At 50.2% G+C, this 16,775-nt stretch carries 12 protein-coding genes; 3 read left to right on the top strand and 9 right to left on the bottom strand.

Annotation, left to right across the window (positions count from 1 at the left end):
- Nucleotides 1-118: 118 nt before the first annotated feature.
- Complete coding sequence (locus tag I8U19_RS08850) at nucleotides 119-4,420, top strand: PolC-type DNA polymerase III (RefSeq protein ID WP_198055714.1); 4,302 nt, start codon at nucleotides 119-121, stop codon at nucleotides 4,418-4,420.
- A 24-nt stretch (nucleotides 4,421-4,444) separates the two neighbouring features.
- On the opposite strand, the gene I8U19_RS08845 is transcribed toward I8U19_RS08850, so the two are convergent.
- Complete coding sequence (locus I8U19_RS08845; protein WP_033102330.1) at nucleotides 4,445-5,065, bottom strand: trimeric intracellular cation channel family protein; 621 nt, start codon at nucleotides 5,063-5,065, stop codon at nucleotides 4,445-4,447.
- Between the two features lie 191 nt (nucleotides 5,066-5,256).
- Here I8U19_RS08845 and I8U19_RS08840 point away from each other — a divergent pair, with 191 nt between their 5' ends.
- On the top strand, nucleotides 5,257-5,826 hold the full coding sequence (locus I8U19_RS08840; protein WP_033102329.1) for a YkoP family protein: 570 nt from the start codon (nucleotides 5,257-5,259) through the stop codon (nucleotides 5,824-5,826).
- Nucleotides 5,827-5,828: 2 nt separating this feature from the next.
- Complete coding sequence (locus tag I8U19_RS08835; protein ID WP_198055713.1) at nucleotides 5,829-6,944, top strand: MGDG synthase family glycosyltransferase; 1,116 nt, start codon at nucleotides 5,829-5,831, stop codon at nucleotides 6,942-6,944.
- A 358-nt stretch (nucleotides 6,945-7,302) separates the two neighbouring features.
- Here the strand turns inward: I8U19_RS08835 and I8U19_RS08830 are convergent, their stop codons facing one another.
- The 8 genes from I8U19_RS08830 to galT form a co-directional block, all read right to left on the bottom strand.
- A complete protein-coding gene (locus I8U19_RS08830; RefSeq protein ID WP_033102326.1) occupies nucleotides 7,303-8,100 on the bottom strand; it encodes a UTP--glucose-1-phosphate uridylyltransferase in 798 nt (265 codons plus the stop codon).
- Between the two features lie 48 nt (nucleotides 8,101-8,148).
- A complete protein-coding gene (locus I8U19_RS08825; protein WP_198055712.1) occupies nucleotides 8,149-9,846 on the bottom strand; it encodes a phospho-sugar mutase in 1,698 nt (565 codons plus the stop codon).
- Nucleotides 9,847-10,043: 197 nt separating this feature from the next.
- The gene (locus I8U19_RS08820) at nucleotides 10,044-10,253 is read right to left on the bottom strand and encodes a hypothetical protein (RefSeq protein ID WP_033102080.1); all 210 of its coding nucleotides are present in this window, start codon (nucleotides 10,251-10,253) and stop codon (nucleotides 10,044-10,046) included.
- A gap of 17 nt (nucleotides 10,254-10,270) precedes the next feature.
- Nucleotides 10,271-11,887 (bottom strand): sodium:solute symporter family protein, encoded by a 1,617-nt coding sequence (locus tag I8U19_RS08815; RefSeq protein WP_198055711.1) that lies wholly within the window; start codon nucleotides 11,885-11,887, stop codon nucleotides 10,271-10,273.
- Between the two features lie 442 nt (nucleotides 11,888-12,329).
- On the bottom strand, nucleotides 12,330-13,427 hold the full coding sequence (locus I8U19_RS08810; RefSeq protein ID WP_033102078.1) for a M24 family metallopeptidase: 1,098 nt from the start codon (nucleotides 13,425-13,427) through the stop codon (nucleotides 12,330-12,332).
- A gap of 19 nt (nucleotides 13,428-13,446) precedes the next feature.
- Nucleotides 13,447-14,436 (bottom strand): UDP-glucose 4-epimerase GalE, encoded by a 990-nt coding sequence (gene galE, locus I8U19_RS08805; protein WP_033102077.1) that lies wholly within the window; start codon nucleotides 14,434-14,436, stop codon nucleotides 13,447-13,449.
- On the bottom strand, nucleotides 14,421-15,623 hold the full coding sequence (locus I8U19_RS08800) for a galactokinase (RefSeq protein ID WP_198055710.1): 1,203 nt from the start codon (nucleotides 15,621-15,623) through the stop codon (nucleotides 14,421-14,423). Before I8U19_RS08800 ends, galE begins: the two co-directional genes overlap by 16 nt.
- Complete coding sequence (galT, locus tag I8U19_RS08795; protein ID WP_033102075.1) at nucleotides 15,620-16,600, bottom strand: galactose-1-phosphate uridylyltransferase; 981 nt, start codon at nucleotides 16,598-16,600, stop codon at nucleotides 15,620-15,622. Before galT ends, I8U19_RS08800 begins: the two co-directional genes overlap by 4 nt.
- Between the last annotated feature and the right edge of the window lie 175 nt (nucleotides 16,601-16,775).

Here is a 16,775-nt window from a genome sequence, read left to right as displayed (position 1 = left end):
TTTATCTGACGCTGTGATAGGATAAGAGACACACAGAACCCGGGTCTGATCCGGAAGTTCTATTTTCCTTGCAATCCACGGAGCGCAAGTTTCTCTAAAAAACAGGAGGGAATTTGGCTTGGTTTATCCAAAAGCAAACGTCAAGCATCTCTTTGATGAGGTAAAGCTTCCTCCGAAATGGCTGGAAGAATTCTTCAACCAGGCCATCATTCAACAAGTCAATGTTTACCCGGATCGGCGTGCCTGGAACATTCACCTTCGACTGCCGGAAATACTCCCTGCAGACGTTTGGCACACCTTCCAACAACGAGTGAAAAAACATTTCTATCCACAAATTCACGTATCGATCCAGTTTCATTATGACCACGTGGAAATGGAAACGTTTCTGCAAAATTACAGACAACTGATCGAGCGGCAGCTTCAGGAACAGATCACCCCGGCGGCGGCTACCTGGTTTGCCGGGGCCGACTGGCAGGCGGAGGCAGATAAAATCACCATTGTCTTTAAAAATCCCGCCGCCCGGCAAATGGCCAAACAGCGAAATCTTGAGCAAATTTTGGCCAAATATTGCCGGCGCATTCTCGGCCGGGAGGTTTCTGTTTTCCTGGAATGCGCATCGTCCGAAGAAGAACGAGACCACCTGAAAGAATTTCATGACCGTCGCGCCCAGGAAGAACAGACGCTGATGCAGGAACTGCTTGCCCAACAGGCAAAAGAGGCAGCAGAACGCGAATCGGAAAAAGCGGAAAAACCGGTCGAGAAGAAAATCGGTTACCAGATCACGAGCGATCCGGTGCCGATCAAGGAAATCACCGAAGAGGAAAAAAGCATCGTCGTACAGGGAAAAGTGTTCAAAAGCGAACTGCGTGAACTAAAAAGCGGTCGCAAACTGTTGACCTTTAACCTGACCGATTTTACCAGTTCGATCGCTTGCAAACTGTTTGCCAGAGACAAAGAGCAAGCGGAAATCCTCGCCGTCATCAAGGATGGCGACTGGCTGAAAGTCCGGGGTTCCGTTCAATTTGACACCTTCTCCCGCGATTTGGTTCTGATGGTAAATGATTTGACCGAGACGGCTGCCGAAGAACGCCAGGATACAGCCGAAGAAAAGCGCGTTGAACTCCATCTCCATACATCGATGTCAGCCATGGACGGAATCTGCGATGCCGGAGAAGTGATCAAACGGGCAGCAAAATGGGGACATCCGGCTGTGGCCATTACCGATCACGGAGTGGCGCAGGCTTTTCCCGAAGCCTATGAAGCCGGAAAAAAACACGGAATCAAAGTCCTTTTCGGCATGGAAGCCAACATTGTCGATGATGGTGTTCCGATCGTCCTCAATCCGTCAGACCGCCCGCTGCTGGAGGATACTTATGTCGTATTTGACGTTGAAACCACCGGACTGTCAGCCGTTCATGATGTAATTATCGAGTTGGCGGCAGTCAAGGTCAAAAACGGCGAAATCATCGACCGCTTTTCCGAGTTTGCCAATCCGCACAGACCGCTGACCCAGCAGATCATTGAATTGACGCACATTACCGATGACATGCTGAAAGATGCACCGGAAATCGATGACGTGATCACCCGTTTCCTCGACTTTATTGACGGCTGTGTCCTCGTCGCCCATAATGCCCGCTTTGACATGGGCTTTTTGCAGGAAGCGGTCAAACGGCTGGGAAAAGAGCCGGTGCGAAATCCGGTGATCGATACCCTGGAACTCGGACGCTTTCTGTATCCGGGGATGAAAAACTACCGGCTAAATACTCTGGCCGATAAATTGAATGTAAAATTGGAACAACATCACCGGGCAATTTATGACGCAGAAGCCACCGGACACATCCTGTGGAAGATGATTCTCGATGCGGCCGAAAAAGAGGTTAAAAACCTCAGCCAACTCAATGAAAAAACCGGAGACCGCGACCTTACCCGTTTGCGTCCTTTCCATGCGATCTTGCTCGTGCGCAATCAAACCGGTCTCAAAAATTTATACAAACTGATTTCAATGTCTCATCTGAACTATTTTTTCCGCGTTCCGCGGATCCCGCGCAGTGAGTTGCTCAAACACCGCGAAGGGCTCATCATCGGTTCGGGTTGCGAGAGAGGTGAATTGTTTGAAGCCGCATTGACCAAAGCGCCGGCACAGGTTGAAGAAATCGCGCGCTTTTACGATTACCTGGAAATCCAGCCGGTTGACATCAATCTGCATCTGGTTGAAAAAGGGATTGTCGAAAGCCCGGAACGACTGCGGGAAGCCAACCGCCTACTGGTGGAAATCGGTGAAAAGCTGGGGAAACCGGTCGTCGCGACGAGCAATGTGCATTATCTGGATGAAACGGATGCGATTTTCCGCGATATCCTCGTTTCCAACCAAAACGGATTTCGCGTCAATGTTCCGTTGCCAAAAGCGCATTTCCGCACTACGGATGAAATGCTGAGTGAATTCAGCTATCTGGGAAGCGAAAAAGCGCGGGAAGTGGTCATTTCCAATCCACGGAAAATCGCTGAACAAATCGAAGAGATTCAACTGTTGCCGGAAGGAACCGCGACCCCTGTGATCGAAGGTGCGGAAAAAGAGCTGGAAGAGATGTGCTACAAAAGAGCGCACGAGTGGTATGGCGATCCGTTGCCCGAGGTTGTGCAAAAACGGCTCGAGCGCGAGTTAACCAGTATTATCAAACACGGATTTGCCGTGATTTATCTGATTTCCCAGCGCCTGGTGACCAAATCGCTGGCAGATGGTTATCTGGTCGGTTCCCGCGGTTCGGTCGGATCATCCTTTGTAGCCACAATGAGTGAGATTACAGAGGTCAATCCACTTCCGCCACACTGGCGCTGCCCGAAATGCAAACACAGCGAATTTATTCTCGATGGTTCCTACGAATCGGGCTTTGACCTGCCCGACAAAGAATGTCCCAACTGCCATCAGGTGATGAAAAAAGACGGGCACGACATCCCGTTTGAAACCTTCCTGGGCTTTGAAGCGGATAAAACACCGGATATCGATCTGAACTTCGGTTCAGATTATCAGCCACGGGCCCACGCCTATACAGAGGAATTATTCGGAAAGGATTATATCTACCGCGCGGGCACGATCGCCAAGGTTCAGGAGAAAACGGCATATGGGTATGTGAAAAAATACCAGGAACATCATAATCTGCAACTCAGACAGGCGGAAATTGACCGACTTGTCGCCGGGTGCACCGGTGTGAAGAGAACGACAGGGCAACATCCGGGCGGGCTCATGGTTATTCCGCAGTACAAGGATGTTTTCGACTTCACCCCGATTCAGCATCCGGCCGACGATGTCAAATCCGGCACGCGGACGACCCATTTCGATTACCGCTCCATCAGCGGAAAATTGTTGAAGCTGGATATTCTGGGACACCAGGATCCGACTACCATTCGGATGCTGCAGGATCTGACCGGCGTAAACCCGCGGGAAATTCCCATGGACGACCCGGAAGTTTTAAAACTGTTCAGCGGGACGGAATCCCTTGGTGTCACCCCGGAAGAAATCGGCGGGGTCAAAACGGGCACATTGGGGATTCCCGAATTTGGCACCCAGTTTGTACGGCAAATGCTCGAAGACACCAAACCGACCAGCTTCTCGGAACTGGTGCGCATCTCCGGTCTGTCGCACGGAACAGACGTTTGGCTCGGCAACGCTCAGGAATTGATCCGCAGCGGTACGGCAACGCTGTCGGAAACGATCTGTTGCCGTGACGATATCATGCTCTATCTGATCTTAAAAGGATGTCCGCCGAAGGCATCATTTAAGATCATGGAAAAAGTGCGGAAGGGAAAAGGGCTGACCGATGAAGAAGCAGAACTGATGCGTGAACATGGCGTGCCCGATTGGTATATCAACTCCTGCCGGAAGATCAAATATATGTTTCCCCGGGCCCACGCGGCCGCCTATGTTATGATGGCCGTCCGCATCGCCTGGTTCAAAGTGCATTACCCCATTCAGTATTATGCGACTTATTTCTTCCGGCTATTAGATGATTTCGATTGTGAAGTCGTTTTGAAAGGGCCTGAATTTGTCAAACGTCGGATGAAAGAAATTGCCGAAAAAGGCAACGCGGCATCTCCCAAAGAAAAAGGGCTGTTTACTGCTTTGGAGTCCGTTCTGGAATTTTTTGCACGCGGCTTCAAATTTAAAAACGTTGATTTATATCGATCACACGCCACCCAATTTGTTATCGACGGAGATGACCAGTTGATTCTCCCCTTTGCCTCCATCCCGGGCGTCGGGGAAAATGCCGCCAAAAATATCATGGAAGCCAGGAAAGACGGGGAATTCCTTTCGATCGAGGATTTCCAGACCCGTTCACGCGTGTCGAGTACCGTCGTGGAGTTGCTGAAAAGCATGGGCTGCCTTGACGGGCTGCCGGAAAGCAACCAACTGGTATTGTTCTAAAAAAACAAAGCTAGCCGGATGTCGTTAACGGCTAGCTTTGTTTTTTAAAATGACCAGGCGGCCGGGCAAATGCCATTTCAACGCTGTGGACATCATCCGCAAAGTGACAATGACCGCACAGAGGAAATAAAATTCCCAGGGGGTATCGACCCACTTCAGGCCTACCGCAACCCCGCTGACAATCGCCCAAAAAGCGTAAACTTCCCTTTGAAAAACCAATGGCTTTCTTCCAGCCAGCACATCGCGAATAATACCGCCGCCGATCCCCGTCATGACGGCCGCGAAAATGACGGCCACCAAAGGAAGGTGTTTGCCCGTCGCAAAGAGAGCTCCCTGAATGGAGAAAGCCGACAGACCGATCGCGTCGAAAAAGTTCAGCCATTTGCGGCAAAACTTAAGCCAGAGGGACGGACTCATCGAAACGAAGGTAATCGCGATCAGCGCTGCATAAATCAACATCTCCTGTTTCCACAAATCCCCAACCGGCAATCCGATACAGGCATTGCGAATGATTCCTCCGCCGAAAGCGGTAACCAGCCCCAATACATAGAGACCGAATATATCATATCTTTCTTCAATCGCCACCAGCGCCCCGCTGACCGCAAAAGCGACGATTCCGACAAAATTCAACCATTCCCAGGACATTCTCAACGCTCACTTTCCGTCTGAATTACATCAAGACTTTATTATAGCGGCATCAAAAGAAAAGAAAAATAGGATCGGCAAAAAATGTTCAGCGTTTCACCACCAACCATTACCAATCATTCATCCGTTTGGAACAAAATAATCCGCCTCTCCGCAGGCAACAATACAAAAAACGGAAAGAGGAGGCACCGATGTTCCGTCAGACGATAATCAACCTGTGGCAATTGTGGGATATCATCTATTTTTTATTTACTCGCCTGAACTATGTCGATAAGGGGAAGAACATTTTTCGCGTGTCAGTCAAGAAATACCGGGGGGAACTCATTCAAACGGCAGACGGGGCCATCCTCGAACGCGGCGATTGGTATGTACAATTGCATTTACATAATGTGCTTCTCGCCCGGTTGCTGCTTCAATCGTCAGCGCGCGAATTCGGATGGGCCATTATGTTGCGCCGCTTAATCTCCTCCTCGTTGCCGGCATTGATCCGGTTTATCAACCATCACCCTCAACATAATGAGATTCAGGTGATCCTCGGCACAACTCTTCTGTATCGCAATGCCAACCGGCTCGGTTTTGAGGTGTCCGACATTTCCAATCCAAAAACGCGATGGATCAAATCACTTACCGCAAAGTGTATTTTTCTCCTGTGCCATCCCAACGGCCTCCGGGAAATGTCCGGCAGAAAAAATGATCTTATTCCGAAGCGGGTATTTATCTCGAAGAAACGATTAAATCAATTTTACGGATCGGGGAGTTGAAAATGGACAAAATCTTGATCTTAACGGAGACGGTTGCCGGTTACGGACATTACAGCGCGGCAAACTCGTTAAAAAAGGCAATCCGCATGCGTTATCCCTCGCTTGAGGTTCATATCGTCTGCATGCTCCCGTTAATCAGCAAACCATTGGAGACTCTGATCGGCAAATTTTATACTCAGACGCTGCGCTTCGCTCCCTCTCTCTGGGGAGCGGCCTATTCCCAGGACCGCGAATGGGATCGTTTCTTTCGCGAGCCGCTCGGCAAACTTGTTTCCGGTAAATTGAAAGAAATCATTGACAGCCTCTCTCCAAAGCTGATTGTCTGCACGCATGCATTTTGTTTGAGCGCTTGCACCCACTTAAAGCAAAAAAAAGCAGGAAGCTTTCGACTCGGGGCAGTGGTTACCGATTTTGACGCGCACAGTTTTTGGATTCACCCTGATGTCGATTTTTACATCATCGCCCATGAAGAAATAGGAAACAAAATAAGAATGAAAACCCCGCTCCCTCGTCTTTATCCGACCGGCATCCCGATCGATCCGTCTTTTTCCCTGAATCAAAAAGATGCGCGCAGGGCCCGCCAGCAACTCGGAGTTGATCTGGACCGCTTCACCATTTTGCTCATGGGTGGAGGAGAAGGAATGGGACCGATCAAGAAAAGTCTTGATTCCTTTCGAAAATCCTTTTGCCATCAGCCTTTCCAGCTTTTGATCATCACAGGAAACAATCAGGCCCTGTACGAATCCCTGCATATGGAAACCCGTACGGATCCGCATATTTACACATTCCCTTTCGTCCATAACATGGTTGATTTCATGTGCGCTTCCGACTTCATCATTACGAAACCGGGCGGAATGACTTGCTCCGAAGCAATGGCGACCGGTTTGCCAATGGTGATCTGCAAACCGATTCCTGGCCAGGAAGAGAACAACAGCGATTTTCTGTTGAACCGCGGGGCCGCCATTCGTCAGGATAAGCCAAAACGGCTTCCCCAAGATCTTTCCGGGCTGCTGCAACAACCTCAGCAGCTGGCTTTGATGCGCAAACAAGCATCCTCCATCGGCAAGCCGTACTCCTCCTTTCACGGAGCCGAAATTATAGCTGATCATCTTCATTAGTCCCATTCAATGCAAAACGGTCTGTCCAGAGAAAAAGACAGACCGTTTTTGGCGGAAGGGTTAACTTTCCCCCTGATCCGCAGGGCGATACAGCCCGCATGCATCCCATGACGGATAATGACGCCCGTTGTGATGTTGACAACGAAAACTCTTTTCCGTTTGCACGAGAAATTTGCATGTCTCACATTTGTAGAGCGTCCAGGTAATTCCATATTTTTTGACCATTGGATTTTTGCTGCGCTCTTCAATCTTGTCCAAATTCACTTCGCGTGATCCAACCTTAATTTCACTCACACTTTCTACATTCATTTTCGTGTCAAAAATACACTAATTCTTTTCATAAATCAAGGAATGAAACTTATTCCCCAACGGGATTCGCCAGCTTTTCCAGCGCTGACCACAAATCCTCACTGTATTGCTCCCTTTTCAGGGCAAATTCCAAATTGGCCATGACATAATCCCGTTTGTCCCCTATATCAAAGCGCTTTCCCTTGTAAAACAGGCCAATTCCCCGCTCCCTTTGCAACAGGGTATTGATCGCATCCGTCAATTGAATCTCCCCGTCGAAACCCGGCCGTGTCTTCGAAAGAACAGGGAAAATTCCGGGCGGAAAAATATATCTTCCAATTGCGGTCACAGCTGAGGGGACATTCTCTTGCGGTTTTTCCACAATATGACGTATGAGCACCTCGTTCTCATCGATCGGTTGATACTCGATGGCATTATGTTGGGACAATAATTCATATTTCAGCGTTTCAACCGCCAGCACGGGAGATTTATGCCGCTGAAAAGCATCGATCAATTGTCCGGTGCAAGGCGGGTCACTGTCAATCACGATGTCGCCCAACAAGACGGCGAAAGGCTCATCCCCCACAAAGGAACGGGCCATGAAGACCGCATGCCCTGATCCTTTTGGTTCAGGTTGGTCAATCAGCGTCACCTGGGGATCTCCGGCGAAGTACGTTTGAATCACTTGGCGGCCATATCCCACAATGATCGCAATTTGTTCGATTCCCGACCGTTTGGCCTCATCGACGAGATAGTGCAATGCCGGACGATCGACGATCGGCAGCATCGGCTTGGGAATCGCCCTGGTAATGGGCAAAAATCTCCGTCCCATCCCCGCTGCCGGAATCACCGCCTTCCGTACGCGCATTGTCTCACCTCCTTCAATAAAGAAAAGGGGCAGGTCAGCCCCCTTTTGCTAAGCGATTTCCTCCGATTGGACGATTTTCATCACATCGCGTTTCAAATTTTCCAGCCGGGTTCGCGCTTCTTCACCATTCTCTCCGACGGAAGCAAAGTAAAACTTGATCTTCGGCTCGGTTCCCGAAGGCCGGATGGCAAACCAAGAACCGTCCTCAAACAGATATTTTAACACATCTGCTTTCGGCAACCCTTCAATGCCCCGGCTGTAATCTTTTTGCTCCCGCACGGTGATGCCTCCTGCTTCCCGAAGCGGAAACCTGCGCAGACGCTCCATGATCGCCCGCATCCGCTTGATTCCGTCAACACCTTTTAACGTGAGGGAAACCAACTCCTCCTGATGGGTTCCGTACCGGTCAAACAGTCGCCGTAAGGCCTGGTAGAGCGTCAACCCCTGCCGTTTGTAATATGCGGCCATTTCCGCGGCAACCATGCATGCCTGAACAGCATCCTTATCCCGGCAAAAATCGCCGATCAGGTAACCGTAACTTTCTTCATAGCCAAACAGGAATGTTTTTTCCCCGCTTTCGGCATATTGCTTGATCCGATCCGCTATGAACTTGAAACCGGTCAGCGTGTTGATCGTTTCCACTCCGTAGCGGGCCGCAATCTTCGCTCCCAGCTCCGAGGTGACAATCGTTTTGATCATCACTCCGTTTTCCGGCAGGTTCCCCCGTTCTTTACGCCGGGCCAAAAGGTAATCCAACAAAAGCGCTCCCAGTTGATTCCCAGTCAAAACGGAAAATTTCCCCGTCTCATCCCGGGCAACAACCCCGACACGATCGGCATCCGGGTCGGTTCCCATGATGATGTCGGCTCCCGTCCGTTCCGCAATTTCAATCGCCTGCGCAAACGCTTCATGCTCCTCCGGATTGGGAGAACGAACCGTGGAGAAATCGGGGTCGGGCTTTTCCTGCTGTTCAACCACCTGTACCTGCCCGAATCCTAAATCCCGCAATATACGACGCACCGGCTTGTTTCCCGTTCCGTGCAGCGGCGTGTAGACAATTTTGAGATCGCGGTTGTTTTGCACCGGCTGCATCGCCAAACTCCGCAGCCGCTCTTGATAAGCATCGTCAATCTCCTCCCCGATCACTTCAAACAGTCCCGCAGCCCGGGCCTCTTCCAGCGGCATAATCGGAACGGTCAATTCATCGGGAACGCGCCCGATCTCCTCCAACACAGCGTTCGCCAAATCGGTGGCGATCTGCGCCCCGTCCGAGCCATATACCTTATATCCGTTATATTCCGGGGGATTATGACTCGCCGTAATCATAATGCCGGCTGCAGTACCCAAATGACGGACGGCAAAGGATAACTCCGGTGTCGGCCGCAATTCAGCGAAGACATAGGCTTTTATGCCGTTTTGCGCCAGCACCAGCCCTGCTTCCCGGGCAAACTCCGGCGACTGATGGCGGCAATCATAAGCGATGACCACCCCTTTTTTCTTCGCCTCTTCTCCCTGATTAAGAATAAACCTGGCCAATCCCTGCGTCGCTTTACGCACGGTATAGCGATTCATTCGATTGGTGCCGGCGCCGATGATTCCGCGCATTCCTGCGGTACCAAAGGTGAGCGAGGTGTAAAAGCGGTCTTCCAATTCTTTTTCATCCGTGATCTCTTCCAATTCCCTCCTTAAATCCCGATCCAAATCCTGAAATTTCAACCATCGGTCAACCGCTTGGCGATAATCCATCCTCCGTCTCCTTTCTTACATAAAACATCATCTCTCTTGAGCATAACCCAGGGATGGGAACTTAAGGGAAAGCCCCTCTAACCGGCCATCGGAAAATCCGGCAGGTCAGGGGGACACCTGTTCCGACCTGCAATGTCCCCTACAGAAAGACCCTTTTTCTCACAAACGGAGGAGAGAAAAAGGGTTCCTTGATTCTGCTAAGAATTCTTTTTCACACCGCGCAAAGGACCCTGGGCAAAGAGAACACCGATGACCAGAGTGACAACCCCCCACCACAGATCTATATTCAAGCCGTGCAAATAAGGAGTCTGGGGGTTTACAGCCAATCCGTAGACGATGAGAATCGCCCCGTAAACGATGAACATCAAGCCTGTCAGCCAACGCAGGTCTAACCACAGTTTAGCCATGGTCATCGGTCCTCCTTTTACAAGAATACTATATTTAAACCGATCAGGATAACCAAAACAACAACTGCCATTACTCCCGGCCGTTTATACCATCGTTCTCCACGATAAGACGGCAATTGCAAGAACCCGTATACCAGCCCTTTCAACTCCGCTTCATCTTTCGGCTTGGTGACAAAGCTGACCAGCACGGTCACAGCAGCAGCGATCACCCACGCCCACCAGGCCCGCCAGAAATTGCCGGCCTGTGCGCTGGCAAAATAATCGGCCGGGATCAGATAGTACAGCAGGAAGGCACCAACTGTCCCGGAGATCAGTCCCCAGAATCCGCCCCAAGGGGTGGCCCGCTTCCAGAACATGCCCAGCAAAAACGTGGCAAACAACGGTGCGTTAAAGAAGGAGAACAAGGTTTGCATATAGTCCATCACACTGGGGAAATCGGCGGCGATATAGGCAGTGCCGATACTGATCAAAATCCCGATGACAACGGTCCAACGTCCAACTCTCACGTAGTGCCGGTCAGGAGCATCCTTTTTGAAATAAGCCTGGTAAATGTCATAGGTCCAAATCGTGGTAAAAGCGGTTACATTTCCGGCCATTCCGCTCATGAAGCTGGCCAGCATCGCGGTCAAACCGAGCCCCATCAGCCCAGGTGGGAAATAACGCTGAATCAGAAGCGGCAAGGCCAGGTTGTAACTGGGGCCTCCGGGATGGCCGATTTTCGGATAAAGAACGGCCGCGATCAAACCGGGGATAATGACCAGGAACGGTACGACCATTTTAAAGAACGAAGCATAGATTGGGGTGTTTTGCGCCGAACGCATGTCTCGAGCCGCAAACGCGCGCTGCACCACCAAAAAGTCGGTGGTCCAGTAGCCAAATGACAAGACAAATCCAAGTCCCAGCACAACCCCAAGCCAGCTGATTCCCATCGCATTATCGGAGGAATGGCCCAGATTGGACCACATGTGGCCGAACGCTTCCGGCAACCGGTCCATCATCGCCTGCCATCCACCCAACTCATGCAGGCCAAATACGGGAATGAGGAAAAGTCCAAGCCAGATGAGGAAGAATTGGATCACTTCAGTATAGATCGAAGACGTTAAGCCGCCCAAAGCGACATAGATCAACACAACCACAGCCGAGATCAGGATACTGGTATTGAAAGACCAGCCGATCAGAACCTGAAAAATGAGCGCCATCGAATACAAGCTGATTCCGGAGACCAATACGGTCATCACGGCGAATGAGATGGCATTGACCGCACGGGTCGCTTCATTGAAGCGGAATTTCAGGTATTCCGGAACCGAACGCACCTTTGAGGCATAATAAAATGGCATCATGTACAAGCCGAGAAACAACATGGCCGGAATGGCACCAATCCAATAGAAGTGGGTGGTCAACAAACCGTATTCGGCTCCGTTTGCCGCCATGCCCAGCACTTCGAGCGCTCCCAGATTAGCTGACAGAAAAGCCAAACTGGTGATCCAGCTGGGAATCGAACGGCCGGACAAGAAGAAATCGTCTCCGGTTTTCATCTTGTTTTTCAATAAGAAACCGATTCCAAGAACCACGACAAAATAAATGGCAATCATCACATAATCAATCAATCCGGCATGTAATAACGAATGTCCCATGATGAACCCCACCCTGATCATTGAGTGAATAAGATTTGTGAAGCAGCAAAATAACTTAATTAAAATAATTAATAATTGTTAAGATAATATTAAATGAAGTCAACCTTTTTGTCAACGCTTTCATAATGAGGAAGAGTATTGTTGTTCAGACTGAATCAAAAAGTCCGCAGTCTCTTCAAAACAGGAAGAGAATCGCGGACATAAAGCACTCCACCGTTTGGAAACCCCCATGATGGATAACACCTTTTAATGTTTTCCGGCCCAGTTAAATCCCGCCGACACCTGATCTTCTTCGCGTGCCCCGCTTCAAATACCGGCTGCGGCCATAAATCTTGCTTCAATCTGTCAACCGGCCGCATAAGTTGAAACTGCACTTGTTTTACGTTTCAAAAATTGGCATCAGACATGATCCCGATGGCCAGCTCACACCATTTTTCTTTTATCAACTGCGCACCAGAATATCAGGACGCAAATAGGTTTTTCCATCATGTTTCACTTCAAGATAGACCCATTCTCCGGTATGGGTTAAAAATTCATTTTCATGCTCTTTTACCAGGATTGTGTCTTCCGATTTTATCCCGCGAATGGCTGGATTCCATGCAAATGCCTGATGGAGGAGAACCCGTCCTTTGGCATCCGGAGTGGCGAGAAACTCCCGGGACGCATATCCCGTTGGTCCACCCTGATGCAACAGCTTCCAGTCTTCGGGGAATCCCATCCGGACATACATTTCAATGCCCGTCTCGATCACTTTGCAAATCGGCGTGCCCGGTCTGGTGGCTGCGTTCATGGCCGCATCGATTTGCGCCAGTTTTCGTTTGTTTTCCTCCAATTCCGGCGAGAGAGGACCAAAGTGGACAAAACGTGTCACATTGCTCACCAGTCCTCCCTTTTCCGCGCAGAGGACGAGCATCGCATACCGTTCCAGCTTTTTATCCGTAGGAATGGGATGACGGTAACGAAAGATTCGCTCATCTGTCGCCACCAGGATGACCTGCGGATTCATTCCCTCCTTTAACACTTTATAAGCGAGGTTGGCGGCGATCTCATGCTCGCTCTGCCCCGGAACCAATTCACGGCAGGCCGATTCCACTGCGCGCGCCGCCAGTTGCGACAAGGAACGGTAATCCTCGATTTCACTTTCCGTCAACACATACCGCAGCGCCCTCAACTCTTCTTCCACGTACAAAAGCCCGTCAATTGGAGTGTCACTGCCAATCCTTTTTCCTGCACAAATCCGCTGAATCGTCTCAATCTCTCCTTCATACCATTCCGGGGTGATCCAGTCATATCCCTGACCGTACAGCTCCTCCTCACGAATGCGGGCCGCTTCCATTTTTGATGCCAGGCATATTTTTCGATCACGCAGGATGAGCAAAGGGGCTACACCGAGCTCGGTCGTATTGACAATGTGATTATCCTTCCCCCCTGTAAGCCACGAGAAAAAATCGCGTCTGCGAAACAAAACGCCGTCCAGCTTTTTATCATCCATAAACGTTCTGACCCGCTCCAACGCTGTATTGACCGAAATATCGCCCATCATTTCCCCTCCTCACAGATCAGCGGTCACCATAGCCGTCGGGGTGATTTTTATGCCAATTCCAGGCGCTTTCCATAATTGTTTCCAACTGATGATAGCGCGGCTTCCAGTTCAGAATCCGCTTCGCCTTATCTGATGAGGCGATTAAAACGGCCGGATCGCCGGCGCGTTTGGAGACGACTCGCTCTGGAATCCGCTGCCCGGTCACGCGACGGGCTGTTTCAATCACCTCTCTGACGGAAAAACCGGTTCCATTCCCCAGGTTGAACACATCGCTTTGTCCGTGTTGGCGCAAATGTTCCAACGCGAGGAAGTGGGCGCTCGCCAGGTCCATTACGTGAATGTAGTCTCGGATGCAGGTGCCGTCCTCCGTCGGGTAATCATCCCCGAAAATGCGTATCTCTTCTCTCTGTCCCAGGGCAACCTGCAAAATAATCGGAATCAAGTGGGTTTCCGGATGGTGATCTTCGCCGATCAGCCCGTCCGGATGGGCACCGGCTGCATTGAAATAACGCAGGGAAATCGATTTTAGCCCGTGAGCTTCGTCAGCCCAGCGAAACATTTTTTCCATGGCCAGTTTGGTTTCCCCATATGGATTGGCCGGTTCTGCCCGGTCCTCTTCCCGGATCGGCACCCGCTCCGGCTCCCCGTAAACTGCTGCCGTCGAGGAAAATACGATTTTTTTCACTCCATGGTCAAGCATCGCCGAAATGAGTACATGGGAAGCCACCAAATTATTTTCATAATAAGAGAGCGGAATCTGCACACTTTCGCCGACCAGGGAGCTGGCTGCAAAATGGATCACCGCTTCAATCTGATGCTTACGGAAAAGATCGTCCAAAAAATCCCGATCCCGAATATCTCCCTGATAAAAAGTTCCTCCGAGAACCGATTTTCGATGTCCGGTCGTTAAATTGTCAACGACGACCACTTCTTCCTGATGCGCGAGCAATTCTGCCACAGTATGGCTGCCGATATAGCCGGCTCCTCCCGTCACCAAAATGGCCATGCAATCTCCTCTCCTTTCACCTCTCGTGCCCCGTCGCCGATCTCACAGACGTAGAAAGTCGGTGTCAAACCGGTTTTCTCCGCATAAATACGGGTAACCGTTTCTTTAAAATCCTCCACTTCCCCTTCGGCAACCAGACTGATGCTGCACCCGCCAAAACCGGCTCCGGTCATGCGGCTGCCTATACATCCCGGCACCTGGCATGCCGCTTCAAACAAGATGTCCAGCTCTTTTCCGGTCACTTCGTACAAGTCTCTGAGCGATTCATGTGATTTTTTCATCCATTCGCCAAACTCCGGCAAATCTTTTTTCTCCAGGCACTTTGTCGCTAAAATCACACGTTCGTTTTCACTGACCACATGTTCAACACGATTGCGGATAACCGGGTCAGCGATCGATGAACGCAGCCGGCTCCAATCGTCATAATCCAGATCTCCCAAAGTCTGAACATCGGGTTTCACCCGTTGAATGAAGCGCAATCCCTCCTCGCATTCCCGGCGCCGCTCATTATATTTGGAATCGGCCAGCCCTCTCCTCTTGTTGGAATTGGTGATCACCAACCTATATCCATCCATCCGGATGGGAAAATACTCGTATTGTAAGGTATCGCATTTCAATTTGATCGCATGGCCGCTTTTCCCCATACCGATCGCAAATTGATCCATGATCCCGCAGTTGACGCCCAAAAATTCATTCTCCGCTTTTTGCGCCAATTTCACCAACTCAAGCATCGGGATCTCCGTTTGCGCAAGTCTTGTGAAAGCCAGAGCGGACACCAGGAGAATTGAAGCGGAGGAGGAAAGCCCCGCTCCATTGGGAATGTTTCCGTGAAATAAAAGGTCAACCCCTTTCAATGTACCGGCCAGCGAAGGAAAGGCCTGGAGCAATGCAGATAACATCCCTTTTGGATAATTGGCCCAATCATCTTCTTTCCGATACTGAATATCTCTCTGATCCAGATCAACCTTTAAAGTGAATTGAGTCGAGCGAAGCCGGATCTTTCCGTCCGTGCGCGGCGCTGCTGCGGCCCATGTGCCGAGGGTCAGCGCTGCCGGGAATACATAACCGCCGTTATAATCGGTATGCTCCCCGATCAAGTTGACACGCCCGGGGGCAAAGAAAAAGCGGACACCCTGACTGTAGCCGAACTCCTCCTGAAATCGCAGCAGCAGCTGGTTTTGTCTCATGATCTCCCTTCTTTCGCCAAAAAACGTTTTAAGGCCTCTCTCAGCTCCGGCGCCGTTTCTTCGACTGCCCTCGGATTCGCCGCAGCCCAAGCGCCCATTTCCGATGAAGCATAATACTTGATCTTGTCCCGGGCACGAAGCGGGGGATAAAACTCGATATGGAAGTGATAATAGTCCTCCACATCCTCGCCATTAACCGGACGCTGGTGAACCACCATCATATAAGGGAATAAGCGATCGTACAGAAAATCCATCGCACCGGTCACTTCTTTGAGAATTGCAGCCAGGCTCCTCTTTTCTTCTGAAGAAAAATCAGTCAATGCGGTCTTGTGGGATTTGCTCACGATAAACACACCATAAGGATAATCCGTAAAATAAGGGATGTAAGCGAGAAAATGCTCATTTTCCGTCACAATTCTCCGGGCAAATGCTTTCTCTTCTTCGTTCATATCACAAATGAGACAGTGCCCGGTCTCCTTGTAATGCAGCTTGCAACTGTCCAATTCCGTCTTGATCTTCAACGGCAAATAAGAGTAGGCGTAAATTTGCCCGTGCGGATGCGGCATCGTCACCCCGCACTCTTCCCCGCGATTTTCAAAGATCATCACATACTCATGCCGTGGATCTTCCGCCAACTCGCGAAAGCGATCCGTCCACAGCCGGACGAGTTCGGTGATATGGTCAACGGACAACTGGGGCAAGGTTTGGTAATGATCCGGTGAATACAGGATCACTTCACATTTACCATATGCTTTTTTCGCTTTGTACAGCGATGTCTCAACCGGATCAGGTTCAGACGGATTGGGGCTTAACGCCGGGAAATCGTTATCATACTTCCAAACGGTGTAATGATCCGGCACTTTTCCTGAACCCGGACAAAACGGACAGTAATCTTTTGGCAGGTGCGGACGATGCTGCCGGTTGGAGGCAACGATCGTCCAATCTCTCAGCAAAGGGTTAAAACGAAGTTCCGACATATCAAAACCTCCTGCTGTCCGATTCTAAACGCTTTCAATTAAACGATGCAAGAAATCTCCTTTTATTAATTAATTTAATTAAATAATAATCCAGACTGGCCAAACCGGCAACCCCTTTTTTCGCTGACATCGATTTTGATAAGGGAGAAAGTTCCGAATAAATGACTGCCTGCAC

Origin of the sequence: Thermoactinomyces sp. CICC 10523 (genome assembly GCF_016055105.1) — a bacterium.
Taxonomy (GTDB): domain Bacteria; phylum Bacillota; class Bacilli; order Thermoactinomycetales; family Thermoactinomycetaceae; genus Thermoactinomyces_A; species Thermoactinomyces_A daqus.
Note: the sequence above shows the minus strand (reverse complement) of the source record. Positions and strands in the feature narration are given on the sequence as shown.